The sequence below is a fragment of the Lacticaseibacillus sp. YLM2-1 genome (assembly GCF_056583465.1).
The window spans coordinates 1,574,920-1,593,398 of sequence record NZ_CM152617.1 but is presented as its reverse complement, the minus strand read 5'-3'; the positions used below and the strand labels follow the sequence as shown (position 1 = coordinate 1,593,398).

The window sequence follows — 18,479 nt, the reverse complement described above, 5'->3', positions numbered from 1 at the left end:
GTTCTTACACGCAGATTGCTGCGACTGTGATCGCGTTTAGGGGGGATCGCGATGGCTAAACATCACAATAAGGTTGAAAAGACCTTGGTCGAAAAAATGTTGGACAAAGCGGGGATCGCTTATGTGCCTTACGAATTTCCGACTGAAGAGGTGGGCGATGTTGCTCAGCTAACAGTTGACCATTTGGATGTACCAGAACATCAGATTTATAAAACGCTGGTCTTGACCGGCAACAAAACTGGTCCGGTGGTCGGCGTCGTGCCGCTCGATCGGCATGTTGATTATAAAAAACTAAGCAAGGTCTCTGGTAACCGCAAAGTGGGCATGGTGCCGCTGAAGGATCTCATGAAAACCACAGGTTACGAGCATGGTGCTAACACACCTATTGGCATTCACGAACGGCATAAGTATCCTATTTTTATCAGTCAAGAGGCTGAGGACCAGGCAACGATCATTGTTTCCGCCGGTAAAGTGGGTCGCTCAGTTGGCATTGATCCTAAAATTTTGGCGCAATTTGTTGATGCACAATTTGCGGATATTGCCACGCAAGACTGAAGGAAGGAGATCGCGTGTATGTTTGAGACAAATCACAGTCGGTTCGCGACTTTTGGCGTCATCTCGAATCTGCCAGGTGAAATCATTGATAGCATTTGGATGATCATCGATCGAAATCTGCAAGGGGTTGTTCCGCTAAATAACTTGTTACGTTTCGATCTGCAGAATAATCAGGGGAAGCTGACCGTTCATTTTAGTGAAAGTGGCGCGGCAACGGAGATGTCAGTTGATCTGCCATTCCCGTATGATCCCAGTTTTCCCGACACAGTCATGGCTTACGACGACGGCGAGAGTCAAACTATCTTGCTGCCTGAAGAAGGACACCAGAAGTAATTAAAAATCACCTGTATGCGGAAGAGGGTGAGCCATCTTACCCTCATAGAACTTGTGATTCATTAAATTCCGAATAATCGTAGGAAGATGCTAGGCCAAAATTTCCTTGCCGTGCCAAACTCCGCAATCTCCGGCCAGCTGGGGCTGGAACGCTGTGACGGCGCTTTGAGCCCAAAGACCGGTCTCGAAGTCGCCTAACAACATCAGCTCCAGAAACCGTCGCTGTGTTGTTTGCACGGCTGAGCCCCAACTGGCCTACGATTGCTCCGCCTTGGCACTACGGTCCTTAAAATCATAATAAATTATCTATGAGCAGGCAAAAGCGAACAAATTTCCAAATGGAAAATTGTTCGCTTTTGCTTTGTCGACTTAGAAGTATGTCTCAACCTTTACCTGTTCTAGATCCGATAACAGTCACCGAGGAGGAAAGAAAATGGGTGAAAACGAACAACTATCAGCTACCTTTGAGTTGCTGAATGCAGACGCAGCATCTCCTGTTGTGATTAGTTTGCCGCACAGTGGTACTTGGATCCCTGCTGACATGCGTAAGCATTTATTGCCAACGGCCGTGTTGGCCAATAGCGACTGGTTCTTGCCTGCGCTTTATGACTTCCTGCCGCAAACCGGCTTCACGACGCTGATCAATCGTGTTAATCGCTATGTCGCCGATCCCAATCGTGCTGTTACCTTAGATTCAGATCACGATTATCGCTATGCCACAATTTATCAGCGAAATACGTTCAATCATCCTCTATACCCGCAGCCGATACCGCCAGAAACATTGCAATCACGGTTGAGAACCTATTATTGGCCGTATCGTCACGCCTTAACAACGATTTTAAAGCAAAAACAGGCAAAATTTGGCCATGCTTACTTAATTGACTTGCATAGTTTTGCCCAATATCCTCATTACCCGGGAGTCAAGCCAAAAACAATCGTGTTAGGCAATGACCATGACCGAACAACTAGTAAAATTTTTCGACAAAAGCTATCCGCAGCGTTTGCCGCACATGATTTCACAGTTGAAAATAACTTTCCATTTCGTGGCGGTGACATTACGCGCTATTACGGTCATCAACCTAATATCACCGCCATTCAAATTGAGCTACGATACAATCAATACATTGATCAGCGCCCATTTGGAGAAGAAGTGTTGACTCAGTATCAGACTGATTTATTTCGCAAAGCGCAAGATAGATTGCGATTTTTGCGGGATTTTCTGAAACAGTTACGATAAAGATTGCTGGAACACTAAAATTAAGGATTGAAAAAGAGAGATAACGCTGTTACCCTATAATTAGTTAATGGGGTAACGGTGTTATCTCTTTTTTTGGGGGGTGAGTATTTGGTAGGAATCAGTCATGATACGGACCAACGTATTTTAGAACAAGCGATGAATATGATTCGTGAAAATGGTGAAGATCAGCTATCTTTACGAAAATTGGCACGGGCCATCGGATTGACAACTGGCGCTTTCTACAAGCATTTTGCAACCAAGGACGCTCTATTGCGCGCTGTTACCCAGCTTCTGTCACAGCGAGAGGAGGCAGAGATGGCGCAAGTGCTGGGGCAAATCACCGATCCAGAAGAAAAACTTTTGGTGATGGCTGCCGAAATTTTAGAGCGGTTTGAAGCAGATCCGCATTTGATGCACTTTTTGTTTTTCAATCCAGCAGCTCGCGATGTGTTGAAAGTCGAACCTGGGCAATTCGGATTTTACGATCAAGTGATCCAACTAATAAAAGACGTACTCCGCAAACGCGGGATCACTATTGACCCCCAGATTCTTTTTATCCAGTTGTGGTCATTTATTCAAGGATACGGTTTGTTAATTGATAGTGGCATTACGAATTATGATCCTAATCTGGTGCGTAAGACATTAAAGGATCTATTGAAGGGTTCAAATGACTAAAATTCTGATTGTTTATTGTCATCCATATGCAAAAAGCTTTAATCATGCAATTTTGGAAGCAGTCAAACATAATTTTGATCACCATCAAGTGTCCTATACGGTTATTGATCTTTATCAAGACCAATTTGTTCCTAGTTATGATGTGGCAGAACTTCGCTTGTTTCATGCTGGTAAAACCCATGATCCGCTCGTCCAGAAATATTTGCGACTCTTACAAAAGGCAGATGGTTTAGTCATCATTTCGCCAGTTTGGTGGAATGATGTTCCAGCAATTCTGACGGTTTGATTGATGTTGAATTATTGATCTAACGGTATTCTTGGTGGGATTAGAACTGTTGAAATCGGCTGAATTTGAATGAAGTGGTACTGAATTGGCATGCAAATATACTTGGTTGGTCGTCACTGGGTGACGGCTTTTTTAATTCAATCAGACAGATGAGGATCAAGCGATTTTTAGACCATAGTCCAGCAAAGTATGTCCAGATCATTTTTTCCAGCCGCTGCTCTCAATCAACTCATCGGCAATTACGTCCTCCACCAGATTACGAATAGCACGGAAATTTGAAAAATGCAAAACCATTCGATGAACGTGATCTTTAACTTTATCAATGTCTATAAGTTTGATGTATTGGGACTTTATTTTCCCGGATTTGACATAACTTTCAACTATTTTGTCGGCCACTTTTATTTTTTCCTCTGGAGTGAAATCAATAAATGGAATTACTGCATCGAAACGAGAAAATAGTGCAGGGCTTATCGCGGCTTTCATCTGATTTTTTGAGGTAAAATTTGATGTACAAATAATAATTGAGTTACGCATATCAACGGAAAAGTTTTGATCGACATACTTTCCCTCATCGAAAAGTTGAAAAAATGCAGTTTGTATATATGTCGGCGCCAGAGCGAACTCATCCAAGAGTAGAATGTTTGATTTTCGATTTAACAACTCCTTTGAAAAAGAATTTTCGCTGTGGGCGGTTGCCTTAAAATATTCGAGACTTGCGTTTCCAGCTGTCATTGACATCTGCTCGCGAATAACTTTGTTTGTTCCGAAGAGTGACTTTGCCATTACCTTAGCGACTTCTGTTTTTCCAATCCCAGGATTACCATAAAACATAAGAACCAGTGGTTTGTCTCCAGTTCGCACATGTTGAACAACCAACTTTCGATAAATAGCTGTTTTTGCCCTTGTTTGACCGATAATCTGTTTATCTAGTTTCTGCACTAAAGAATTGATTTTCTTAATACTAATTTTTTGAAATGGAAAATTAGTATGCTCAATCAGATTTGGATATTGTTCCAAATTAGACATCAATATTCGAGTTGGATTGCTAATTAGCACTTGTTGGACGCCAAGTTGCTTAAGAATTTCTAGGTGTGTATCGATTTTCTCGAACACAAATGATTTGTAGCCTACAAGGTCTGAAGGCCTAATCACACAGATGTGATTATTCTGGAATGTGGAAATATCATTCGAAAATGCTATTTTGACTTTAGTCTGGCCGAAATCGTCTTTATTTGTGGTGGTAGTAGCTTCATCCAAATACTGCAAAAACTTAGCAAAGCGAAACGTCCCGTCAAGACGAGCTACTCGTCGAGCGAAGACAGATTCAGGCTCAAAGAAGACTTCTATTTTCATGATTCAATACCAGCTAAAATCACGTCAATCATAGGATACATTTTTTTGCCCTTTTTGTTTTCATCCTCTGTATTCTTGAGGTCATCATAATCAACATCTTCATCATTCACTTCTGCAATGAGGTCATCAACCTGCTTGTCAAAAGCAAGGTTCATTGAGTCTCGATATCCAACCGTCAATCCGTAAACTTTCAACCGATCAATTTTTGCTAGGTCTAACAATGAGTAGTTATTTCGCAATCCATCGATATTGAAGCGGAAAATTGCGGGTCGCGCCTCAAATGTTCCTTCGAGTTCATAGTAGGCAGAGAAGGTATCAAGAGAGTCTCCTAGCTGGTCGAAGTTGAGTGCCGCTAACACACGTTGAGAGTCTTCATCGACATTTTCTAAAGCCGAAAAATCCTTAACCATATGCGTCATTGGCAACAAATTCCTGAAGTACGCGATTGACTCCTTCTGAATTCGTAAATTAGGATCGTCGACTGTTAAAAGCGAAATTTCATTTTCCGAAACCTTTTCTAGGAACTGACTGATTAGTGTGCTAGTCACTTGGCTTTGAATAATAGTGTTCTTTTCACGCCTAGCATTGCCTTTTAGCCCAAAACCAATTAGACCCAAAAAAGATTTTCCGACATTTCCATTTGCATCGAACGCATTTTCTTTTTCTAAGGTTTTGCTCAACGTCTCAAGTGCAGATCCCCCATCGATAACTTGAAGGGCATCTATTGCTGCTTGTTCATCGAAGTATGCAATTTTCACTAAATTGCTTTGGCTGTTTTTGGTCATTTACTCACTCCCTGTACAAATTGGTGTTTCGAAAGTTCAGCTTGTTTTGTTACTTAAGGGTGGTGCGATACAGTTCATCCAGCTTGTCTTTTCGGCGTTCTTTTGAGGGGCGGATAAACCATGGGGAAATCAACAAATTTATCATTTCTCACATGAACTATTCTTGAAATTGCTGGCATGATGACTGGATCATAAAGGGAAGCCAAACTTGTCTCACTTGAATTGTTCTCCTTGCGAGCAGACAGAATCAATTTGGCGTATCTGTCTAAATATCCCTGTTGAAGATTATCAAGAGGGGGTATCGGGAAAGTATTATAGACTAGAGTGTTTGAGTATTGGGAACCACTTTTTAATTTTCCACCGACCGTCCAGAGCCACGTTGTGTGCATCTTGGACTCCAGCAAGACAAATATCGTTAAACTAGCATTGGGTAATTGAAAAATCGCATTCGCCATTATGACATTGCCTGCAAAAAATACTCCATCGAAACATACTCTTTCTGAATCGAAGAAACACGGGAAATAGCCATCAGAGGCCCAAGTCAACGCTATCTTCGTCGAATTGCAGTGGGTATTCAGAAAGGGCACTGTGCTCTTTTTTGAACTTTTCTTTCTGAGCTCTCTAATTCATTCGAGTTTAGATTTAATCAGCAGAATTGAAAGTACCGACAGATGCGCATCTGTGAGGTACAGAATTCGACGCGGGGTATTGTGTAAGAACCCTTTTGCCCCAGAATAATCAAAAATATGGCGAGAAGTATCAACGCTCATTTTGCTAAGTTCTGTTCTTCTTCCTGCGTCAAAATAAAGTTCCCGTCTTCTGAGGGTGAGCTACCTTTCGTCATCTCTGGGAGACTGGATAGCTGAACTATACTAGCCTCAAGGATAACGGAGGGCGAAGATTGAGCAGATATTGATTGATATGTGACACTATTTTCTCAACAGAATCTGAATTGATATCCCCAGACGCCAACAGATTTGAGCCTTCCTCTGTTAGCTGCCTAAATCCAATAATGACAACGTATACGGCTGCAACACTATTATCCCATATGAAAGATTGCTCGGCAAAACTGATGTTAATTCTCTTGTACAAATAATGGTCTCCACAAGATTGATGGTTTGTTCACCTTGATGGATTGAATTTGTCTCAACTAATGTCGCGTGAATATTTGGCTTTGTTTGCGGTGTTGATGCAGACTTAATAAGCCATCCACTGGCAAAATCAATTTTTTATATTCCTTAATGGATTTCGTCAATGGATTTCATCGCAAATTCACGTGATGCTTTCTGCGATAGTGACTCAAGGATATATCCCAGAAACGGAGGATTACCGAAAATAAAAATTAATTCATTGGGGCACAGCGGCTTCATATGCTGCTCATTATCTTTTTCGAGAAGGGTTCAAACCAATCTGTTGTTAACGAATCAGCCTGAATGATGTTTGCGCCAGCATGGAGTGGTAAACAGCCGACAAGTTCTTCAAAAAGTTCACTAGCTTCTACATTTATGAGATGATCACTGGCCACAATACTCGTACGATGGAAATGGTGTATGCTTGAATTCAACACCATAGAAATGGCTTATTTCAGTTTTAATGGATAGCGTTCTGAACTGGCTTAAACAGTAAGTTAAGTTGATCATGAGAACAGTTCAACAGTCGATTAGTTCAATGGTATCGACATGATTGCTGACACGATCAATGATGCCGAATCATCACCACAACAAAGACCTTACTCAAGGAGAGGCGCGAACAGGCTTCAATATGAAGACGAAAAAAGTCAACGAATGAGCGCGATTGCACGGAACCGATACTTTGCACAAGACAAGCTAGGTACGTCATGCTCAAAGCCCAAAGCAGACGTGCCTTCAATTTTGCATTGGCAAGGAGTAATAGCGACATAATTTCAGAAAAAAAGAGCCGTCTTTCACTATGCCGTTTTCCAGCAAAGCATCAGACGGCTCTTATTGAAATAATAAGGAGAGTACAGGATTTGAACCTGCGCGCCGGTATTAGCCGGTTCGACGGATTTCGAGTCCGTTGCATTACCACTCTGCCAACTCTCCAAAACACAAGAACTAGTATAACAAAACAGACCACCTTTGGGAAGCTATTGTCTTAAAATGTGTGATAATTACGGTTGAATCAGACGGTTAATCGTTGTTCAGTTGCCAGTTAAGCTGTGAGCTATGAATAAGCCGTGGTGATTTTATCAATTAGGGAGAGATCTCTATGAATGAATCCTTTAGTTTTGCTACCGTCACCCAAGCGGATTTACCGCTTATTCGGCAGATGTATCAGGCCGCTTTCAAACCCATCTCTCTGAAGTACCAGGATGACCAAACTGACCCTTTTTTGAATCATTAGTTTTCCTAGAAGAAAAGTGGTCTCGTCCTACCAATCACTTTTATTTTTTAGCCACGGAAGTGCTCGTGTGGGTATGCTTCGAATCATTGTCAGTCAGAACAGGCAGATCGCACGTTTATCTCCTTTGTTAATTTTACTGCAATTTCAGGGTCGAGGATACGCGCAGCAAATGCTACGTGACATTGAAATCTTTTATCCGAGTGTCACGACATGGCATCTGGATACAATTGCCGAAGAGAAAAAGCTGGTTCATCTATACAAAAAAATGGGTTATATTCAGGACATCACCAAGATAACGGCCATAAAACCCGGGATGACCATCATTTATTTCTCTAAAATCATTAGTAAGTGAATATTTTTCTGGATTTGAAGTGTTTGGAAAAAAATTTCAACCCCCGCTAAAAGAAATATTTTTAATAGCCAACCGTTCGCGAAACACTATTATTTTAATTAAGTCGTTTTCATCTTCCGTGCATTGCCACGTTTAACCTTGTATAATACGATTATCGCTAAACAAGGGAAGGTCGACACTTGAAAATTTCCATTAAGAAAGTACCGGCACTGTATGACCTCTTATATGGTGCCTTTGCCTTGGTAATGCTAGTTGCTGCCATCATGGCGACATTGCCAAACGGCTTCTCATTGACGGGTGTTGGATCAACACTGATGCAGTGGGCCAATCATTTGTGGTGGCTGACGTTGCCTGGGATCGTCTTACATTTGCTGTCGTATTTTGCGAGTCAGAATCAACGGCTGCTTTTAATAGGCAATCTGATAGGCTTGTGTGCCTTTATTGCCTTCATTCTGATTCCGAACTACAGTGTCTTTGCAGTCATTGGTTTGGCTGTTGCCATGTTCTTAATTTTGTCAGGCGCCAAACGATCTCGTCGTGTCCATAATAATTCGGAGGTGTCGTGATGGCCTGGTTAAAGCATAAAAAAGAAGAACCGCCTGAGATTGGCATCGGCGATCATGATTTTAGTCAATTCGTGCAGGATGCTCGCCGTGATCCGCAACGGTTTAAGGCCGTACAGTCAGTTTTCAGCCGCCTGAAGCGCAAGCCGCGAAAAGATGATTCGCGGCGACCTAAGCGACATTAAATCTGGTTTGGGGTGGTAATACCTATTACAAAAGTGTTGGTTCAGCCTTGATTTGTTAAAGACTGCCAACACTTTTTTGGTCAATAAGCCGTCAAGGGATTCGATGAGATGATATAGAAATTGTATTTAAGCAACCATCACATTTTCGCAAGGTATCAATAAGAGAAGTGAACGATGTCCCTCGTGGATAAGTTGTCTTCTTACATACCAGTGACATACGCATTAAATAATATTAGTAATAAAATTAATTATTCAGTTAGTTCCATTTTGTTTTTAAAAATCTCATGATATGCAATGCTGATGGATAAAGTATTAGCATTACAGAATGGCTTTAACCCGCATCAAGCTTACATTTCTTACACTTTTGTCACGCTTTAAGAAAGCCGTAAAAGCCGTTGAAAGTGTTGAATCCAGGTCACGATTTTGGCATACTATTTTTATCGAGAAGGAGTGAAACAAATATGAAAAAAGCATTCGGCGTTGTGTTCTTATTGGTCGTCATTGTCTTGGGATTTTTCGGCTATCAGTATTGGAACAGCACCTATAATGGCGTTGAATCCTATGCAAAGGTGACACAAGGAACCAAGCATGCGTCCAAAAATAATGATGGCTCCCCTTATAAAGTTAATGGTAAACAGTATTACTATTATGATTATGAGTTCACTTGGGTGACAAAGGATGGTCAAAAACGCGAAGTTGGATATGAGTCTGGCGAATCTGCAAATCCAACTGAACTACAGCCTGGCTCTTATGTGAAAGCAACTGTTTCCGAGAAACGGGTTATCAAAGGCCCAGAAGTCGTGAATAAAAATGCGATCCCTGCCTCAGTGCTTTCTAAGCTTGAGTAAACAGGAACTGGCAAAAAAGAACGAAGCAGGCTCATTATGAGCTGACTGCTTCGTTCTTTTTATTTTTTACTAAGCTTGCTCCTTGAGTTTGAGCGAACCATCCTCGACAAGCTTTGTCAGAATGCGATAGAGAAGTTCCTCAGAGAAATCGCGAGATTCCGACAGTAGGTAACTGTAGGTATCGGCTACACCAGGATCAGGTACTTTTGCTAACCACGTCTGCAGTCGTGCATTGACCTTGTCGTCGGTATAGAGTTCAGAGACGAGTGCATCTGTCTGTTGGCTGATTAATGCGCGCAATGCCAAGTTTTCTGCCATGTTCAGCTTCCTTTCTAACTTGATACCATTATACCCGGCAAAGATTTTTAGGCAAAGCTGTGCTGCCTCTTTGATTTCGCGCGCAGCTAGGCTAAGATGTTAAGCATGATGATACCATGGTTAGTAACCCAGCCAACAATTCAATCTGCGCAGCAATTGCTAGGGATGCAACTGAGTCTGGCTGGCTGCAGTGGTTTGATTGTTGAGACTGAGGCGTATTTAGGTGTAGAGGATAAAGCCGCGCATGCGTTTGGCGGTCGAAAAACACCGCGTAATCACAGTCTGTATTTACCGGCGGGCAACGTTTATGTTTATCAAATGCGCCAGTACTGCTTATTGAATATTGTGACGCGAACTGCGGAGGTGCCAGAGTGTATCTTGATTCGCGCGCTGGAGCCGCAAGCTGGTATGGCGAAAATGCAGCAACGTCGGCACCAAGAAGGCGTTGGGTTGACCAATGGCCCGGGCAAGCTTTGTCAGGCATTGGCAATTGACCGTGCGCTTGACGGCAGCCGATTAAACGCTGGCGGCTTGCAGCTGACGGCGACATTATTTCAGCCGCGTCACATCACGATAGGACCGCGCATTGGCATTCCAAACAAAGAACCTTGGACAAGCGCGCCCTTGCGTTTTTCCGTGCAGGGGAATCCGTTTGTATCAGGTACAGCTCGACGAGATCAGGATTTAAAAACGAGAGGATGGCAATCATGAGCCAAATCAATATGTTAGATGCAATTGGTGACAAAATGGATGCGCTGGATTTCGATGGTGATTTAAGTCTAAACTGGGATAAAGATGCCCATGTGATTGAACTTGAAATCACGATGACAGTACAAAGCGAGTCTGGTATCGAGGTTGAAGATCAATCTGGTGAGACCGTTGACAATGGGCCAGTTGAATATCAAGATGCCATTTTGTTTTATGATGAAACTCGGCTGCACGGTGAAGACTATGCAGATGATTATTTAGCTGTTTTCGGGTTTAATGGTAAGAAGGGCATTGATAAAGCCACAGTGGATGCCTTGTTTATCTATTTGCAGGATTTCTTAGACGATAGCGAAAGTGACCTCATGGATTTTGTCGATGGCACGTCTGACGATGATACTTTCGTCTTGAATTTTGACGATGCGGCATTTGAACGGATTCTGACGGAACAGCCGGAGGAGGATAACCGCATCTTTTTACCCTATCCCAAGTACTAGTCAGCCTGCCAAAGAAGAAAGAATATTGGCCGCAAAGACCGGTCGGCTGACTTTTCAAGCCGGTATCTGGACAGTAGCAGTTTTTGCATCAAAGAACACGTTTAAAGGAGGCAACCATGAATGATTGGACAGCGTTAACGGTCACAACCACCACTGAAGCCATTGAGGCGGTCAGCAATATTTTAATGGAGGCAGGGGCGGTTGGGATTCAAATCAAAGACGCCGCTGATTTCAAAAAAGAAACCGTGGATGCTCACGGTACCTGGTTTGACCCGAAAACGGTGCCGCATTTGGCCTCCGGAGCACAAGTGATTGGGTATTTTGATCCAGCAACATCACTTGTTGAACAACGCGATCATATTGCAACGCGGGTCCGCGGGCTTGCTCAATTCGGCCTGGATCCCGGTGCTGCAACCGTCACCTTGGCAGATGTCAGGCAGGCGGATTGGGCAAATGTCTGGAAACAGTATTACCATCCCTTACGCGTTTCGCGATTTTTGACCATCGTACCCAAGTGGGAGCATTATACGCCGCAACAAGCAGGCGAATTGCAGTTGACACTTGATCCCGGTATGGCCTTTGGCACCGGCACACACCCGACGACCCAGCTGATGCTTTCGTTATTGGAGTCTGTGATCCGCGGTGGTGAAACCATGATTGATGTCGGCACTGGCTCAGGTATTTTAGCGATTGCGGCTGAACGGCTTGGTGTCGGTGACATTTTGGCGACCGATGTGGACGAAATTGCCGTTAGAAATGCTGAGGCTAATATCAAGCTAAATCCGGTTAGCCACATTACTGTCACCGCGAATGACTTGTTGAAGGGCATTACCTTGTCAGCCGATTTGATTGTTGCCAACATTTTGGCCGAAGTGCTGGTGCCGCTGATTCCGCAAGTGCGACCACGATTAGAAGCTCATGGGCACTTCTTGCTTGCTGGCATTATTGCCGACAAGGCGACGTTAATTATTCGGACTTTAGAAGATAATGGCTTTTCAATTGCTCAGCGGCGCGAAGCCGGCGGTTGGGTCGCATTAGACGCAGTGATTAAAGAAACAGCGTGAGGTGGCACGGTTAGCAATCAAAGCAATGAGCGTTCTTGGCCGGAATGGCCGTGCTTTGACGATTCTGACCAAGGTTCTAATGTGCAGCTTTTTGCGCTAGTGCTTGCGATTCGTTTATGAGGAGGACATCAGATGCAGCGGTATTTTACCGATCAAAAACTTAAAACCGGTGACGTTGTTCAGTTAGATGCGACCATTGCCAAACATGCGATCAAAGTGCTGCGTCAGGATATTGGTGATCGGTTCGAACTCGTTGACCCCATGCACCACGCATATTTGGCAATCATTCAGCAGTCGTCGCCGCTACAGGTCGCGATTGATGAAGACATAACTAAAAAAGTTGAACTGCCACTGGCTGTGGAAGTTGTCTGTGGTGTCAGCAAAGGGGACAAATCAGAATGGATCGTTCAAAAAGCTACTGAGTTGGGTGCCGACAAAATCGGTTTTTTCAATGCCCAGTGGGGAACGGCACGGTGGCCGGCGGAACGGGTGGTTAAAAAAATCGCCCGTTTACAGGAAATTGCTAAAAATGCTGCCGAACAAAGTCATCGAAACCAGGTTCCAGATGTGACGATGTATGCTAAGCTAAATCAGGTAGGGCAGACTGCCGAGGCGAAATTGGTCGCTTATGAGGAAAGTGCCAAACAAGGTGAGCATGGTGCCTTAATCTCGGCGCTATCGCCTCGTCCTGCTTCGTTGTGTGTAGTCTTTGGTCCAGAAGGCGGCCTTGCACCAGAGGAGTTATCAGTTTTAACGGGGCAGGGGTTTATTGCTGCAGGATTAGGGCCACGCATTTTACGTGCAGAAACTGCACCGCTTTACTTGCTTAGTGCCGTGTCGGTTTTAACAGAATTACAAGCAACATCTATATAAGCGTCATCAAAGGAGAACATTTTCATATGAGTCGTATTCTCAATTGGGTCAAAGTGCCCCGCAACAGTGTTATTAGTTGGAGCATTCTGATCACCTTGATTTTACCGTGGCTATTTCCGTTATTTCATATCAGCACAGCGATTCGTGTCGGTGTTTTGTTTATTCTCATCGATATGTTCAGTGCTTGGTGGATTGGTAAGATGATTCATCGGCATCATTTGGCTTGGTGGTGGTTATTCGTTTTGCCAGTTTTATTTGCCGCCATGGTTTTTTTGCGTTATCAATGGTATGGCTATTTCTTTGTGCCGGTCTATATTTTGCTCAGTCTGCTCGCAATGGCAAAGGACTAGCATTTTTACATAGAATCGTTATAATTTAAGGGTAATCTAAGAAAAGTGAACCGTCACGCACACTGCTTTTTGAAAACGGTGTGTTGAGATAAAAGCGCGCACTGACGCGAAACAGCAAGCGTAGCGAAGCGGCGATAAGCGTGTTGCCTAAGATTCTTTTGGCAGGTGCTTATCGCCCTTCTCATAATATCAGCGTGCGCGTGCCTGTGAAGGCGTGGAATTCAGGAGGGAATAGAATGGCCGAAGAAGTTGAACTCACCCAACCGGATGTCATGAAGTTGTGTAAAGCTTACATGAACCCTGAACACTTGGCATTCGTCGAAAAGGCCTACAAGTTTGCCGCATATGTTCATAAGGATCAGGTTCGCAAATCTGGCGAGCCGTACATTATCCATCCCATTCAGGTGGCAGGGATTCTCGCTGAATTAAAAATGGATCCAGCAACAGTCGCATCTGGCTATTTGCATGATGTCGTCGAAGATACCAATATTACTTTGGGCGATATTGAAGAAGTGTTTGGTCATGATGTTGCCGTCATTGTGGATGGCGTCACCAAGTTAAGCAAAGTGACCTATGTTGCCCATAAAGATGAGCTGGCAGAAAACCATCGAAAAATGTTGCTGGCAATGGCCAAGGATCTACGGGTCATTATGGTGAAGCTTGCTGATCGGCTGCACAATATGCGGACGCTGCAACATTTGCGGCCTGATAAGCAACGACGAATTGCCAACGAAACATTGGAGATTTACGCACCCTTGGCTGATCGTTTAGGGATCAGTACCATCAAATGGGAACTCGAAGATCTATCGTTGCGATATCTCAATCCGCAACAGTACTATCGCATTGCCCACTTGATGAATAGTAAGCGGACTGAACGTGAAGCTTATATTCAGGAAGCCATCGACGAAATCGAAAAGGCCTTGGCTGATTTACACATCAAATATGAGATTTACGGTCGGCCAAAGCACATCTATTCAATTTACAAAAAAATGCGCGACAAGCATAAGCAGTTCGATGAACTCTATGACTTGTTGGCCATTCGGGTAATTACCGAGACGATCAAAGACTGTTATGCGGTTCTTGGCGCCATTCATACTAAGTGGAAGCCGATGCCTGGGCGATTCAAGGATTATATTGCAATGCCCAAGGCAAACTTGTATCAAAGTATTCATACCACGGTGATTGGACCGATGGGTAAGCCGCTTGAAGTTCAGATTCGCACCGAAGAAATGCACCATGTGGCTGAATATGGTGTTGCGGCACATTGGGCTTATAAAGAAGGCCAGACCAGCAAGGTTGAGTACGATAAGACCGGTAAGAAACTCGACATTTTCCGTGAAATTCTGGAGCTTCAAGATGAAACCAGCGATGCTGCCGATTTTATGGAAAGTGTCAAAGGCGATATCTTCACGGATCGGGTTTACGTTTTCACGCCTAAAGGTGACGTCTATGAGCTGCCTAAGGGGAGTAATCCGTTAGATTTTGGCTACCTTGTGCACACCGAGGTTGGTAATCACACGGTCGGTGCTAAGGTCAATGGCAAAATCGTACCGCTGAATTATGTTTTGAAAAACGGTGATATTGTCGAGATGTTAACGGCTAGCGGCAGTGCGCCAAGCCGCGACTGGATCAAGCTGGTCTTCACTTCACGGGCTCGCAATAAAATCAAGCGCTATTTTAAACAGGCTGATAAAAGCGAGAATGCTGAAAAAGGCCGTGATATGCTGGAACGTGAACTTTTGGACGAAGGTTACGTGCCAAAAGATTTCTTGACCAAGGAAAATATGACAGGCTTGATGCAGCGCCTCAATTTTCAAACGGTTGATGAATTGATGAGTTCGATTGGTTACGGCGAATATACCCCGAAAGTCATTGCCAATCGTTTGACGGAGAAATTCCGGCATGACAAGGCTGAAAAAGACCGGAAGGCTAAAGAAGCCGAAATTCTGTCCAAAAATCAAAAGGTTACGACGGTTTCAAGCGACAAACATCAGCAGCCACAAACCCATTCTGAAGATGGCGTTGTCATCGAAGGCGTGGATAACCTGCTGGTGCATCTTGCGAAGTGTTGCATGCCTGTCCCTGGTGACGCGATCGTTGGCTATGTCACAAAGGGTCGCGGGGTCACCGTGCATCGCGCCGATTGCCCGAGTGTGCAAAGTTCCGGTGAAATGGCCGGCCGGTTGATTGATGTCCGCTGGGAGAATGAAGAAGCCCAAAAGCAGCTTTTTGATACTGACTTGGAAATCTACGGTTATAATCGCAGCGGTTTACTGAGTGATGTGTTGCAGGTTCTAAATGCCCAGACCAAGGCGTTAAACAACATTAACGGCCGGGTTGACCATGACAAAATGGCTGACATTCACGTGACAGTGGGGGTACGCAATCTTGCTCATTTGGATAAATTGATGGATGCAGTCAAAAATGTGCCGGATATTTATGAAGTAAAGCGCGCCAATGGCTGATTTTAGGGCTGGTTGACGATAAAAATGCTGTTTGCTCAAGACAGGTGGTCAGAAATCTGCTACCGTATTGAGTAAGCAGCTTTTTTTGATCATGTTAAGCAAATAAAGGGGATTGAATTCATGCGCGCAGTGGTACAACGAAGTCTTGAAGCAAAAGTGACAATTGAAGGCAATACAGTCGGTACAATTGACCACGGGTTTGTGGTTTTACTCGGTGTCGGACCAACTGATACGGAAGCCGACAGTGATTATTTGGCGGAAAAAATTAGCAAGCTACGGGTGTTCAGTGATCCAGTCGGCAAAATGAACTTGGCTTTAGCTGATGTAGGTGGCCAAGTGCTATCGATTTCGCAGTTCACGTTGTATGCTGACACTCACCGCGGCAATCGGCCGAGTTTTACTGGAGCTGCTGATCCGGCATTAGGTGATCGTTTGTATCAAGCCTTCAATGCCAAACTCAAAGCTTTAGGTGTGCCTGTTGCAACTGGTGAGTTCGGTGGCGATATGCAGGTGAGCCTGACAAATGACGGGCCGGTTACGATTTTATTTGATACGGAGGCGAAATAATGCTAGTCAATGCCATCTGGGATTTTGACGGGACCTTGTATGATTCCTACCCGGGGATGATGAAAGCGTTAGGTGCTTTGGTGACAGACAACGGTGGTCACTTTGATTTGGCCGCTTTGTATCGAACAACCAAAGAGACTTCAATCAAACAATTTTTGACGACATTTGGGGCACAGATCGGCCGCAGTGTGACCGATTTGGAGGCTGATTACCACCATCGGGCTGCGGCTTATTTGCAGGATATCAAACCTTACCCGACTGCCTTAGCTGTTTTGCGAGCGATCAAGTCGCAAGGCGGGAATAATCTATTGCTGACGCACCGCGATCACAGTGCTTGGAAAATATTGGCCAAGGATCATGCTGCTGATTTGTTTTTGGGTGGGGTGGATGCCGATTTAGATTTGCCACGCAAGCCGGCACCAGATTCAATTCAGTATCTGCTCAAACGATTTCAGCTAAATCCGGCTGTCACAGCGATGATTGGTGATCGCTCATTGGATGTTGACGCTGGTATTAACGCTGGCGTCAAAACGATCTACTTTAACGTTGACGGCTTGAACGCCGCACCGCAAGCTGATTTTCAGGTGGATCATCTGGAAGAGATCCCGCCATTATTCCGCGTTTAAAAGTTATTATCGACTCTAAAAAAGGTCCTGCATTGAAGTTGTAAACTCAATGTCAGGACCTTTTTTAGTTCATCACTGATGATTGCCTGCCTTAAAGTAGGCGTTTAGGCCATTTACAATATCGGTAGCAATCTTGGACTGATAGCTCGGATCTTTGATTTGACGGAAATCTTTATCGTTGTTGATGTAACCCATCTCGTTCAGAATAGCAGGTTGTTTATTATCACGCAGGACTTCGAAATTGCCAAAGGCGACACCGCGGTTTTCCAGCGGAAGGCCGCTGAAAGCACTGTTGACGGACTTGGCCAAGGCAAGGTCTTTTTTGCTGTCGTAGTAATAGGTGGTGATCCCAGATGCTGAATTCTTGGATGGACTGGAGTCAAAATGGAAAGAGATGAAAGCATCCGCGTGAGCATTGTTGGCAGTATTTGGTCGAGGTGCTAAATCAACGAAAGTATCCGTTGTACGGGTCATAATGACATTGGCACCAGCCGCGCGTAAAGCGTTAGCAACTAAATTGGCCGTCTTAAGCGTGTATGTTTTTTCATAGTCGGTGCCATCATTGGCAATCGCACCAGTGTCGGAGCCGCCGTGACCTGGATCAAGGACAATCGTAGCCTCTGACAGTTTTGTAGCGGCTTTTTGCGTTTGCCCGTCATTTGGTGCGCTGACGGTCCAGCTCGCAACGTAGCCAGTTTTGCCATCTGGTGCCGTGACCGCATACCAATCATCTTGCTGCTTAGAGACCGTCAGTTCGGTGCCTTTGTCTAGCTTTTCAACCGAAGGCGCATTGATACCGGCGGCATTGCGAAGGTTGGTCATCGTATTGGTTGTTACCTTCAGCGCCGGCGCACTTTTCTCGGTTGCCAACGCCGTTTGCGCAGGCTGGGCTAAATTGGTGGTTTGGCCGGTTAACTGAACGCTGCTGCTGGTGATCCATGCAGCCGTGGTGTTGTACGCAATCTGAGTCCAAGCGCCTTCTTGATAGACGACCTTGACGCTGTCGCCGGCATTTAGCGAACCTAGTTGTTTTGCATTTTGACTGGCATATTCACGGACGTTAACCGGTTGATTAACCGTTGCCACTTTGGCCTGTGAAGTTGCTGCTTCACTTTGATCCACCAACCAAGAGGCAACCCAGCCGATTTTATTACCAGCTAGTCGGACTTGATACCAGGAGTTTTTCGCACCAATAATCGACAGTTCATTACCGGATTTCACTTGTCCCATAATTGAATATGCCAAACCAGGACCTAACCGCACGTTGACGGTATCTGCCTTGACAGTCATGTATTGTGTGTTGGCCATTACACTGGTTGTGGCAACACCAACGCCGAAAAGTAGCGCCACCAGAACGACCAGCGGCCATTTTTTTAATTGTCCAATTTTCTTCATGAGCCCACCATTTTCTGAAGATAGTTAATCCTATTATAGCAAATCGCATTAGAAAAAGTGGCGTAATCACGTTTAAGTTGCGT

22 protein-coding genes, 1 tRNA gene and 1 pseudogene are annotated in these 18,479 nt (G+C 44.4%); 18 read left to right on the top strand and 6 right to left on the bottom strand.

Annotation, left to right across the window (positions count from 1 at the left end):
• The first annotated feature begins 51 nt into the window (after nucleotides 1-51).
• The 5 genes and pseudogenes from ybaK to AC07KQ_RS07710 all read left to right on the top strand — a co-directional run.
• Nucleotides 52-555 carry a Cys-tRNA(Pro) deacylase gene (ybaK, locus tag AC07KQ_RS07730; protein WP_003590954.1) on the top strand — a complete coding sequence of 168 codons (504 nt, stop codon included), beginning with the start codon at nucleotides 52-54 and terminating at the stop codon, nucleotides 553-555.
• Nucleotides 556-573: 18 nt separating this feature from the next.
• The gene (locus AC07KQ_RS07725; protein ID WP_003594619.1) at nucleotides 574-888 is read left to right on the top strand and encodes a DUF960 domain-containing protein; all 315 of its coding nucleotides are present in this window, start codon (nucleotides 574-576) and stop codon (nucleotides 886-888) included.
• A gap of 433 nt (nucleotides 889-1,321) precedes the next feature.
• Nucleotides 1,322-2,125, top strand: a complete 804-nt coding sequence (locus tag AC07KQ_RS07720) for an N-formylglutamate amidohydrolase (protein WP_019893292.1) — start codon at nucleotides 1,322-1,324, stop codon at nucleotides 2,123-2,125.
• Nucleotides 2,126-2,233: 108 nt separating this feature from the next.
• A complete protein-coding gene (locus tag AC07KQ_RS07715; protein ID WP_016388459.1) occupies nucleotides 2,234-2,800 on the top strand; it encodes a TetR/AcrR family transcriptional regulator in 567 nt (188 codons plus the stop codon).
• Nucleotides 2,793-3,077: pseudogene (locus AC07KQ_RS07710) on the top strand (NAD(P)H-dependent oxidoreductase); the annotation flags it as partial. The gene AC07KQ_RS07715 and the pseudogene AC07KQ_RS07710, both read left to right, overlap by 8 nt.
• 207 nt (nucleotides 3,078-3,284) lie before the next feature.
• On the opposite strand, the gene AC07KQ_RS07705 reads toward AC07KQ_RS07710, so the two are convergent.
• The 4 genes from AC07KQ_RS07705 to AC07KQ_RS07690 all read right to left on the bottom strand — a co-directional run bounded on the left by AC07KQ_RS07705 (nucleotide 3,285) and on the right by AC07KQ_RS07690 (nucleotide 7,287).
• Nucleotides 3,285-4,439, bottom strand: coding sequence for an AAA family ATPase (locus AC07KQ_RS07705; protein ID WP_016388457.1), 1,155 nt, complete (start codon nucleotides 4,437-4,439; stop codon nucleotides 3,285-3,287).
• Entirely contained in the window at nucleotides 4,436-5,224 is a 789-nt protein-coding gene (locus AC07KQ_RS07700) for a DUF6414 family protein (protein WP_016388456.1), read from the bottom strand. The genes AC07KQ_RS07705 and AC07KQ_RS07700 overlap by 4 nt, the downstream gene beginning before the upstream one ends.
• A 74-nt stretch (nucleotides 5,225-5,298) precedes the next feature.
• Nucleotides 5,299-5,850 carry a type IIL restriction-modification enzyme MmeI gene (locus tag AC07KQ_RS07695; protein ID WP_310581380.1) on the bottom strand — a complete coding sequence of 184 codons (552 nt, stop codon included), beginning with the start codon at nucleotides 5,848-5,850 and terminating at the stop codon, nucleotides 5,299-5,301.
• 1,349 nt (nucleotides 5,851-7,199) lie between these two features.
• A tRNA-Ser gene (locus AC07KQ_RS07690) sits at nucleotides 7,200-7,287 on the bottom strand.
• Between the two features lie 166 nt (nucleotides 7,288-7,453).
• On the opposite strand from AC07KQ_RS07690, the gene AC07KQ_RS07685 reads away from it, so the two are divergent.
• The 5 genes from AC07KQ_RS07685 (at nucleotide 7,454) to AC07KQ_RS07665 (ending at nucleotide 9,536) form a co-directional block, all read left to right on the top strand.
• Complete coding sequence (locus AC07KQ_RS07685) at nucleotides 7,454-7,588, top strand: hypothetical protein (RefSeq protein ID WP_016388455.1); 135 nt, start codon at nucleotides 7,454-7,456, stop codon at nucleotides 7,586-7,588.
• A gap of 73 nt (nucleotides 7,589-7,661) precedes the next feature.
• Nucleotides 7,662-7,940 carry an N-acetyltransferase gene (locus tag AC07KQ_RS07680; RefSeq protein ID WP_032764640.1) on the top strand — a complete coding sequence of 93 codons (279 nt, stop codon included), beginning with the start codon at nucleotides 7,662-7,664 and terminating at the stop codon, nucleotides 7,938-7,940.
• A gap of 179 nt (nucleotides 7,941-8,119) precedes the next feature.
• Nucleotides 8,120-8,506 carry a hypothetical protein gene (locus AC07KQ_RS07675; RefSeq protein ID WP_003565719.1) on the top strand — a complete coding sequence of 129 codons (387 nt, stop codon included), beginning with the start codon at nucleotides 8,120-8,122 and terminating at the stop codon, nucleotides 8,504-8,506.
• Nucleotides 8,506-8,688 carry a hypothetical protein gene (locus AC07KQ_RS07670; protein WP_003565717.1) on the top strand — a complete coding sequence of 61 codons (183 nt, stop codon included), beginning with the start codon at nucleotides 8,506-8,508 and terminating at the stop codon, nucleotides 8,686-8,688. Before AC07KQ_RS07675 ends, AC07KQ_RS07670 begins: the two co-directional genes overlap by 1 nt.
• Nucleotides 8,689-9,149: 461 nt before the next feature.
• Nucleotides 9,150-9,536: a DUF1093 domain-containing protein gene (locus AC07KQ_RS07665; RefSeq protein ID WP_003565715.1), complete on the top strand. Its 387-nt coding sequence runs from the start codon at nucleotides 9,150-9,152 to the stop codon at nucleotides 9,534-9,536.
• 69 nt (nucleotides 9,537-9,605) lie between these two features.
• Here AC07KQ_RS07665 and AC07KQ_RS07660 read toward each other — a convergent pair whose 3' ends face one another.
• A complete protein-coding gene (locus tag AC07KQ_RS07660) occupies nucleotides 9,606-9,854 on the bottom strand; it encodes a hypothetical protein (protein ID WP_003575242.1) in 249 nt (82 codons plus the stop codon).
• Nucleotides 9,855-9,959: 105 nt separating this feature from the next.
• Between AC07KQ_RS07660 and AC07KQ_RS07655 the strand changes: the two genes are divergently transcribed.
• The 8 genes from AC07KQ_RS07655 to AC07KQ_RS07620 all read left to right on the top strand — a co-directional run bounded on the left by AC07KQ_RS07655 (nucleotide 9,960) and on the right by AC07KQ_RS07620 (nucleotide 17,001).
• On the top strand, nucleotides 9,960-10,565 hold the full coding sequence (locus AC07KQ_RS07655) for a DNA-3-methyladenine glycosylase (protein WP_032764637.1): 606 nt from the start codon (nucleotides 9,960-9,962) through the stop codon (nucleotides 10,563-10,565).
• A complete protein-coding gene (locus tag AC07KQ_RS07650) occupies nucleotides 10,562-11,056 on the top strand; it encodes a DUF3013 family protein (RefSeq protein ID WP_003565709.1) in 495 nt (164 codons plus the stop codon). The genes AC07KQ_RS07655 and AC07KQ_RS07650 overlap by 4 nt, the downstream gene beginning before the upstream one ends.
• 116 nt (nucleotides 11,057-11,172) lie before the next feature.
• On the top strand, nucleotides 11,173-12,120 hold the full coding sequence (prmA, locus tag AC07KQ_RS07645) for a 50S ribosomal protein L11 methyltransferase (RefSeq protein ID WP_016388452.1): 948 nt from the start codon (nucleotides 11,173-11,175) through the stop codon (nucleotides 12,118-12,120).
• A gap of 132 nt (nucleotides 12,121-12,252) precedes the next feature.
• Nucleotides 12,253-12,993, top strand: a complete 741-nt coding sequence (locus AC07KQ_RS07640; protein ID WP_003598825.1) for an RsmE family RNA methyltransferase — start codon at nucleotides 12,253-12,255, stop codon at nucleotides 12,991-12,993.
• Nucleotides 12,994-13,019: 26 nt separating this feature from the next.
• Nucleotides 13,020-13,343 carry a hypothetical protein gene (locus AC07KQ_RS07635; protein ID WP_003565703.1) on the top strand — a complete coding sequence of 108 codons (324 nt, stop codon included), beginning with the start codon at nucleotides 13,020-13,022 and terminating at the stop codon, nucleotides 13,341-13,343.
• Between the two features lie 236 nt (nucleotides 13,344-13,579).
• Nucleotides 13,580-15,808 carry a RelA/SpoT family protein gene (locus AC07KQ_RS07630; RefSeq protein ID WP_480156533.1) on the top strand — a complete coding sequence of 743 codons (2,229 nt, stop codon included), beginning with the start codon at nucleotides 13,580-13,582 and terminating at the stop codon, nucleotides 15,806-15,808.
• A 120-nt stretch (nucleotides 15,809-15,928) separates the two neighbouring features.
• Nucleotides 15,929-16,375 carry a D-aminoacyl-tRNA deacylase gene (gene dtd / locus AC07KQ_RS07625; protein ID WP_003565699.1) on the top strand — a complete coding sequence of 149 codons (447 nt, stop codon included), beginning with the start codon at nucleotides 15,929-15,931 and terminating at the stop codon, nucleotides 16,373-16,375.
• Nucleotides 16,375-17,001: an HAD family hydrolase gene (locus tag AC07KQ_RS07620; RefSeq protein ID WP_011674532.1), complete on the top strand. Its 627-nt coding sequence runs from the start codon at nucleotides 16,375-16,377 to the stop codon at nucleotides 16,999-17,001. The genes dtd and AC07KQ_RS07620 overlap by 1 nt, the downstream gene beginning before the upstream one ends.
• A 72-nt stretch (nucleotides 17,002-17,073) precedes the next feature.
• Here AC07KQ_RS07620 and AC07KQ_RS07615 read toward each other — a convergent pair whose 3' ends face one another.
• Nucleotides 17,074-18,396, bottom strand: a complete 1,323-nt coding sequence (locus AC07KQ_RS07615) for an N-acetylmuramoyl-L-alanine amidase family protein (protein WP_003605206.1) — start codon at nucleotides 18,394-18,396, stop codon at nucleotides 17,074-17,076.
• Nucleotides 18,397-18,479 lie beyond the last annotated feature (83 nt).

What these genes read in the sequence shown, in the direction of transcription:
- AC07KQ_RS07615 (WP_003605206.1), bottom strand. Translation starts at nt 18,396, where the DNA reads ATGAAGAAAATTGGACAATTAAAAAAATGGCCGCTGGTCGTTCTGGTG.
- AC07KQ_RS07700 (WP_016388456.1), bottom strand. Translation starts at nt 5,224, where the DNA reads ATGACCAAAAACAGCCAAAGCAATTTAGTGAAAATTGCATACTTCGAT.
- AC07KQ_RS07665 (WP_003565715.1), top strand. Translation starts at nt 9,150, where the DNA reads ATGAAAAAAGCATTCGGCGTTGTGTTCTTATTGGTCGTCATTGTCTTG.
- AC07KQ_RS07725 (WP_003594619.1), top strand. Translation starts at nt 574, where the DNA reads ATGTTTGAGACAAATCACAGTCGGTTCGCGACTTTTGGCGTCATCTCG.
- AC07KQ_RS07635 (WP_003565703.1), top strand. Translation starts at nt 13,020, where the DNA reads ATGAGTCGTATTCTCAATTGGGTCAAAGTGCCCCGCAACAGTGTTATT.
- AC07KQ_RS07630 (WP_480156533.1), top strand. Translation starts at nt 13,580, where the DNA reads ATGGCCGAAGAAGTTGAACTCACCCAACCGGATGTCATGAAGTTGTGT.
- AC07KQ_RS07650 (WP_003565709.1), top strand. Translation starts at nt 10,562, where the DNA reads ATGAGCCAAATCAATATGTTAGATGCAATTGGTGACAAAATGGATGCG.
- AC07KQ_RS07680 (WP_032764640.1), top strand. Translation starts at nt 7,662, where the DNA reads ATGCTTCGAATCATTGTCAGTCAGAACAGGCAGATCGCACGTTTATCT.
- AC07KQ_RS07685 (WP_016388455.1), top strand. Translation starts at nt 7,454, where the DNA reads ATGAATGAATCCTTTAGTTTTGCTACCGTCACCCAAGCGGATTTACCG.
- AC07KQ_RS07655 (WP_032764637.1), top strand. Translation starts at nt 9,960, where the DNA reads ATGATGATACCATGGTTAGTAACCCAGCCAACAATTCAATCTGCGCAG.
- AC07KQ_RS07705 (WP_016388457.1), bottom strand. Translation starts at nt 4,439, where the DNA reads ATGAAAATAGAAGTCTTCTTTGAGCCTGAATCTGTCTTCGCTCGACGA.
- ybaK (WP_003590954.1), top strand. Translation starts at nt 52, where the DNA reads ATGGCTAAACATCACAATAAGGTTGAAAAGACCTTGGTCGAAAAAATG.
- AC07KQ_RS07720 (WP_019893292.1), top strand. Translation starts at nt 1,322, where the DNA reads ATGGGTGAAAACGAACAACTATCAGCTACCTTTGAGTTGCTGAATGCA.
- AC07KQ_RS07660 (WP_003575242.1), bottom strand. Translation starts at nt 9,854, where the DNA reads ATGGCAGAAAACTTGGCATTGCGCGCATTAATCAGCCAACAGACAGAT.
- prmA (WP_016388452.1), top strand. Translation starts at nt 11,173, where the DNA reads ATGAATGATTGGACAGCGTTAACGGTCACAACCACCACTGAAGCCATT.
- AC07KQ_RS07640 (WP_003598825.1), top strand. Translation starts at nt 12,253, where the DNA reads ATGCAGCGGTATTTTACCGATCAAAAACTTAAAACCGGTGACGTTGTT.
- dtd (WP_003565699.1), top strand. Translation starts at nt 15,929, where the DNA reads ATGCGCGCAGTGGTACAACGAAGTCTTGAAGCAAAAGTGACAATTGAA.
- AC07KQ_RS07620 (WP_011674532.1), top strand. Translation starts at nt 16,375, where the DNA reads ATGCTAGTCAATGCCATCTGGGATTTTGACGGGACCTTGTATGATTCC.
- AC07KQ_RS07670 (WP_003565717.1), top strand. Translation starts at nt 8,506, where the DNA reads ATGGCCTGGTTAAAGCATAAAAAAGAAGAACCGCCTGAGATTGGCATC.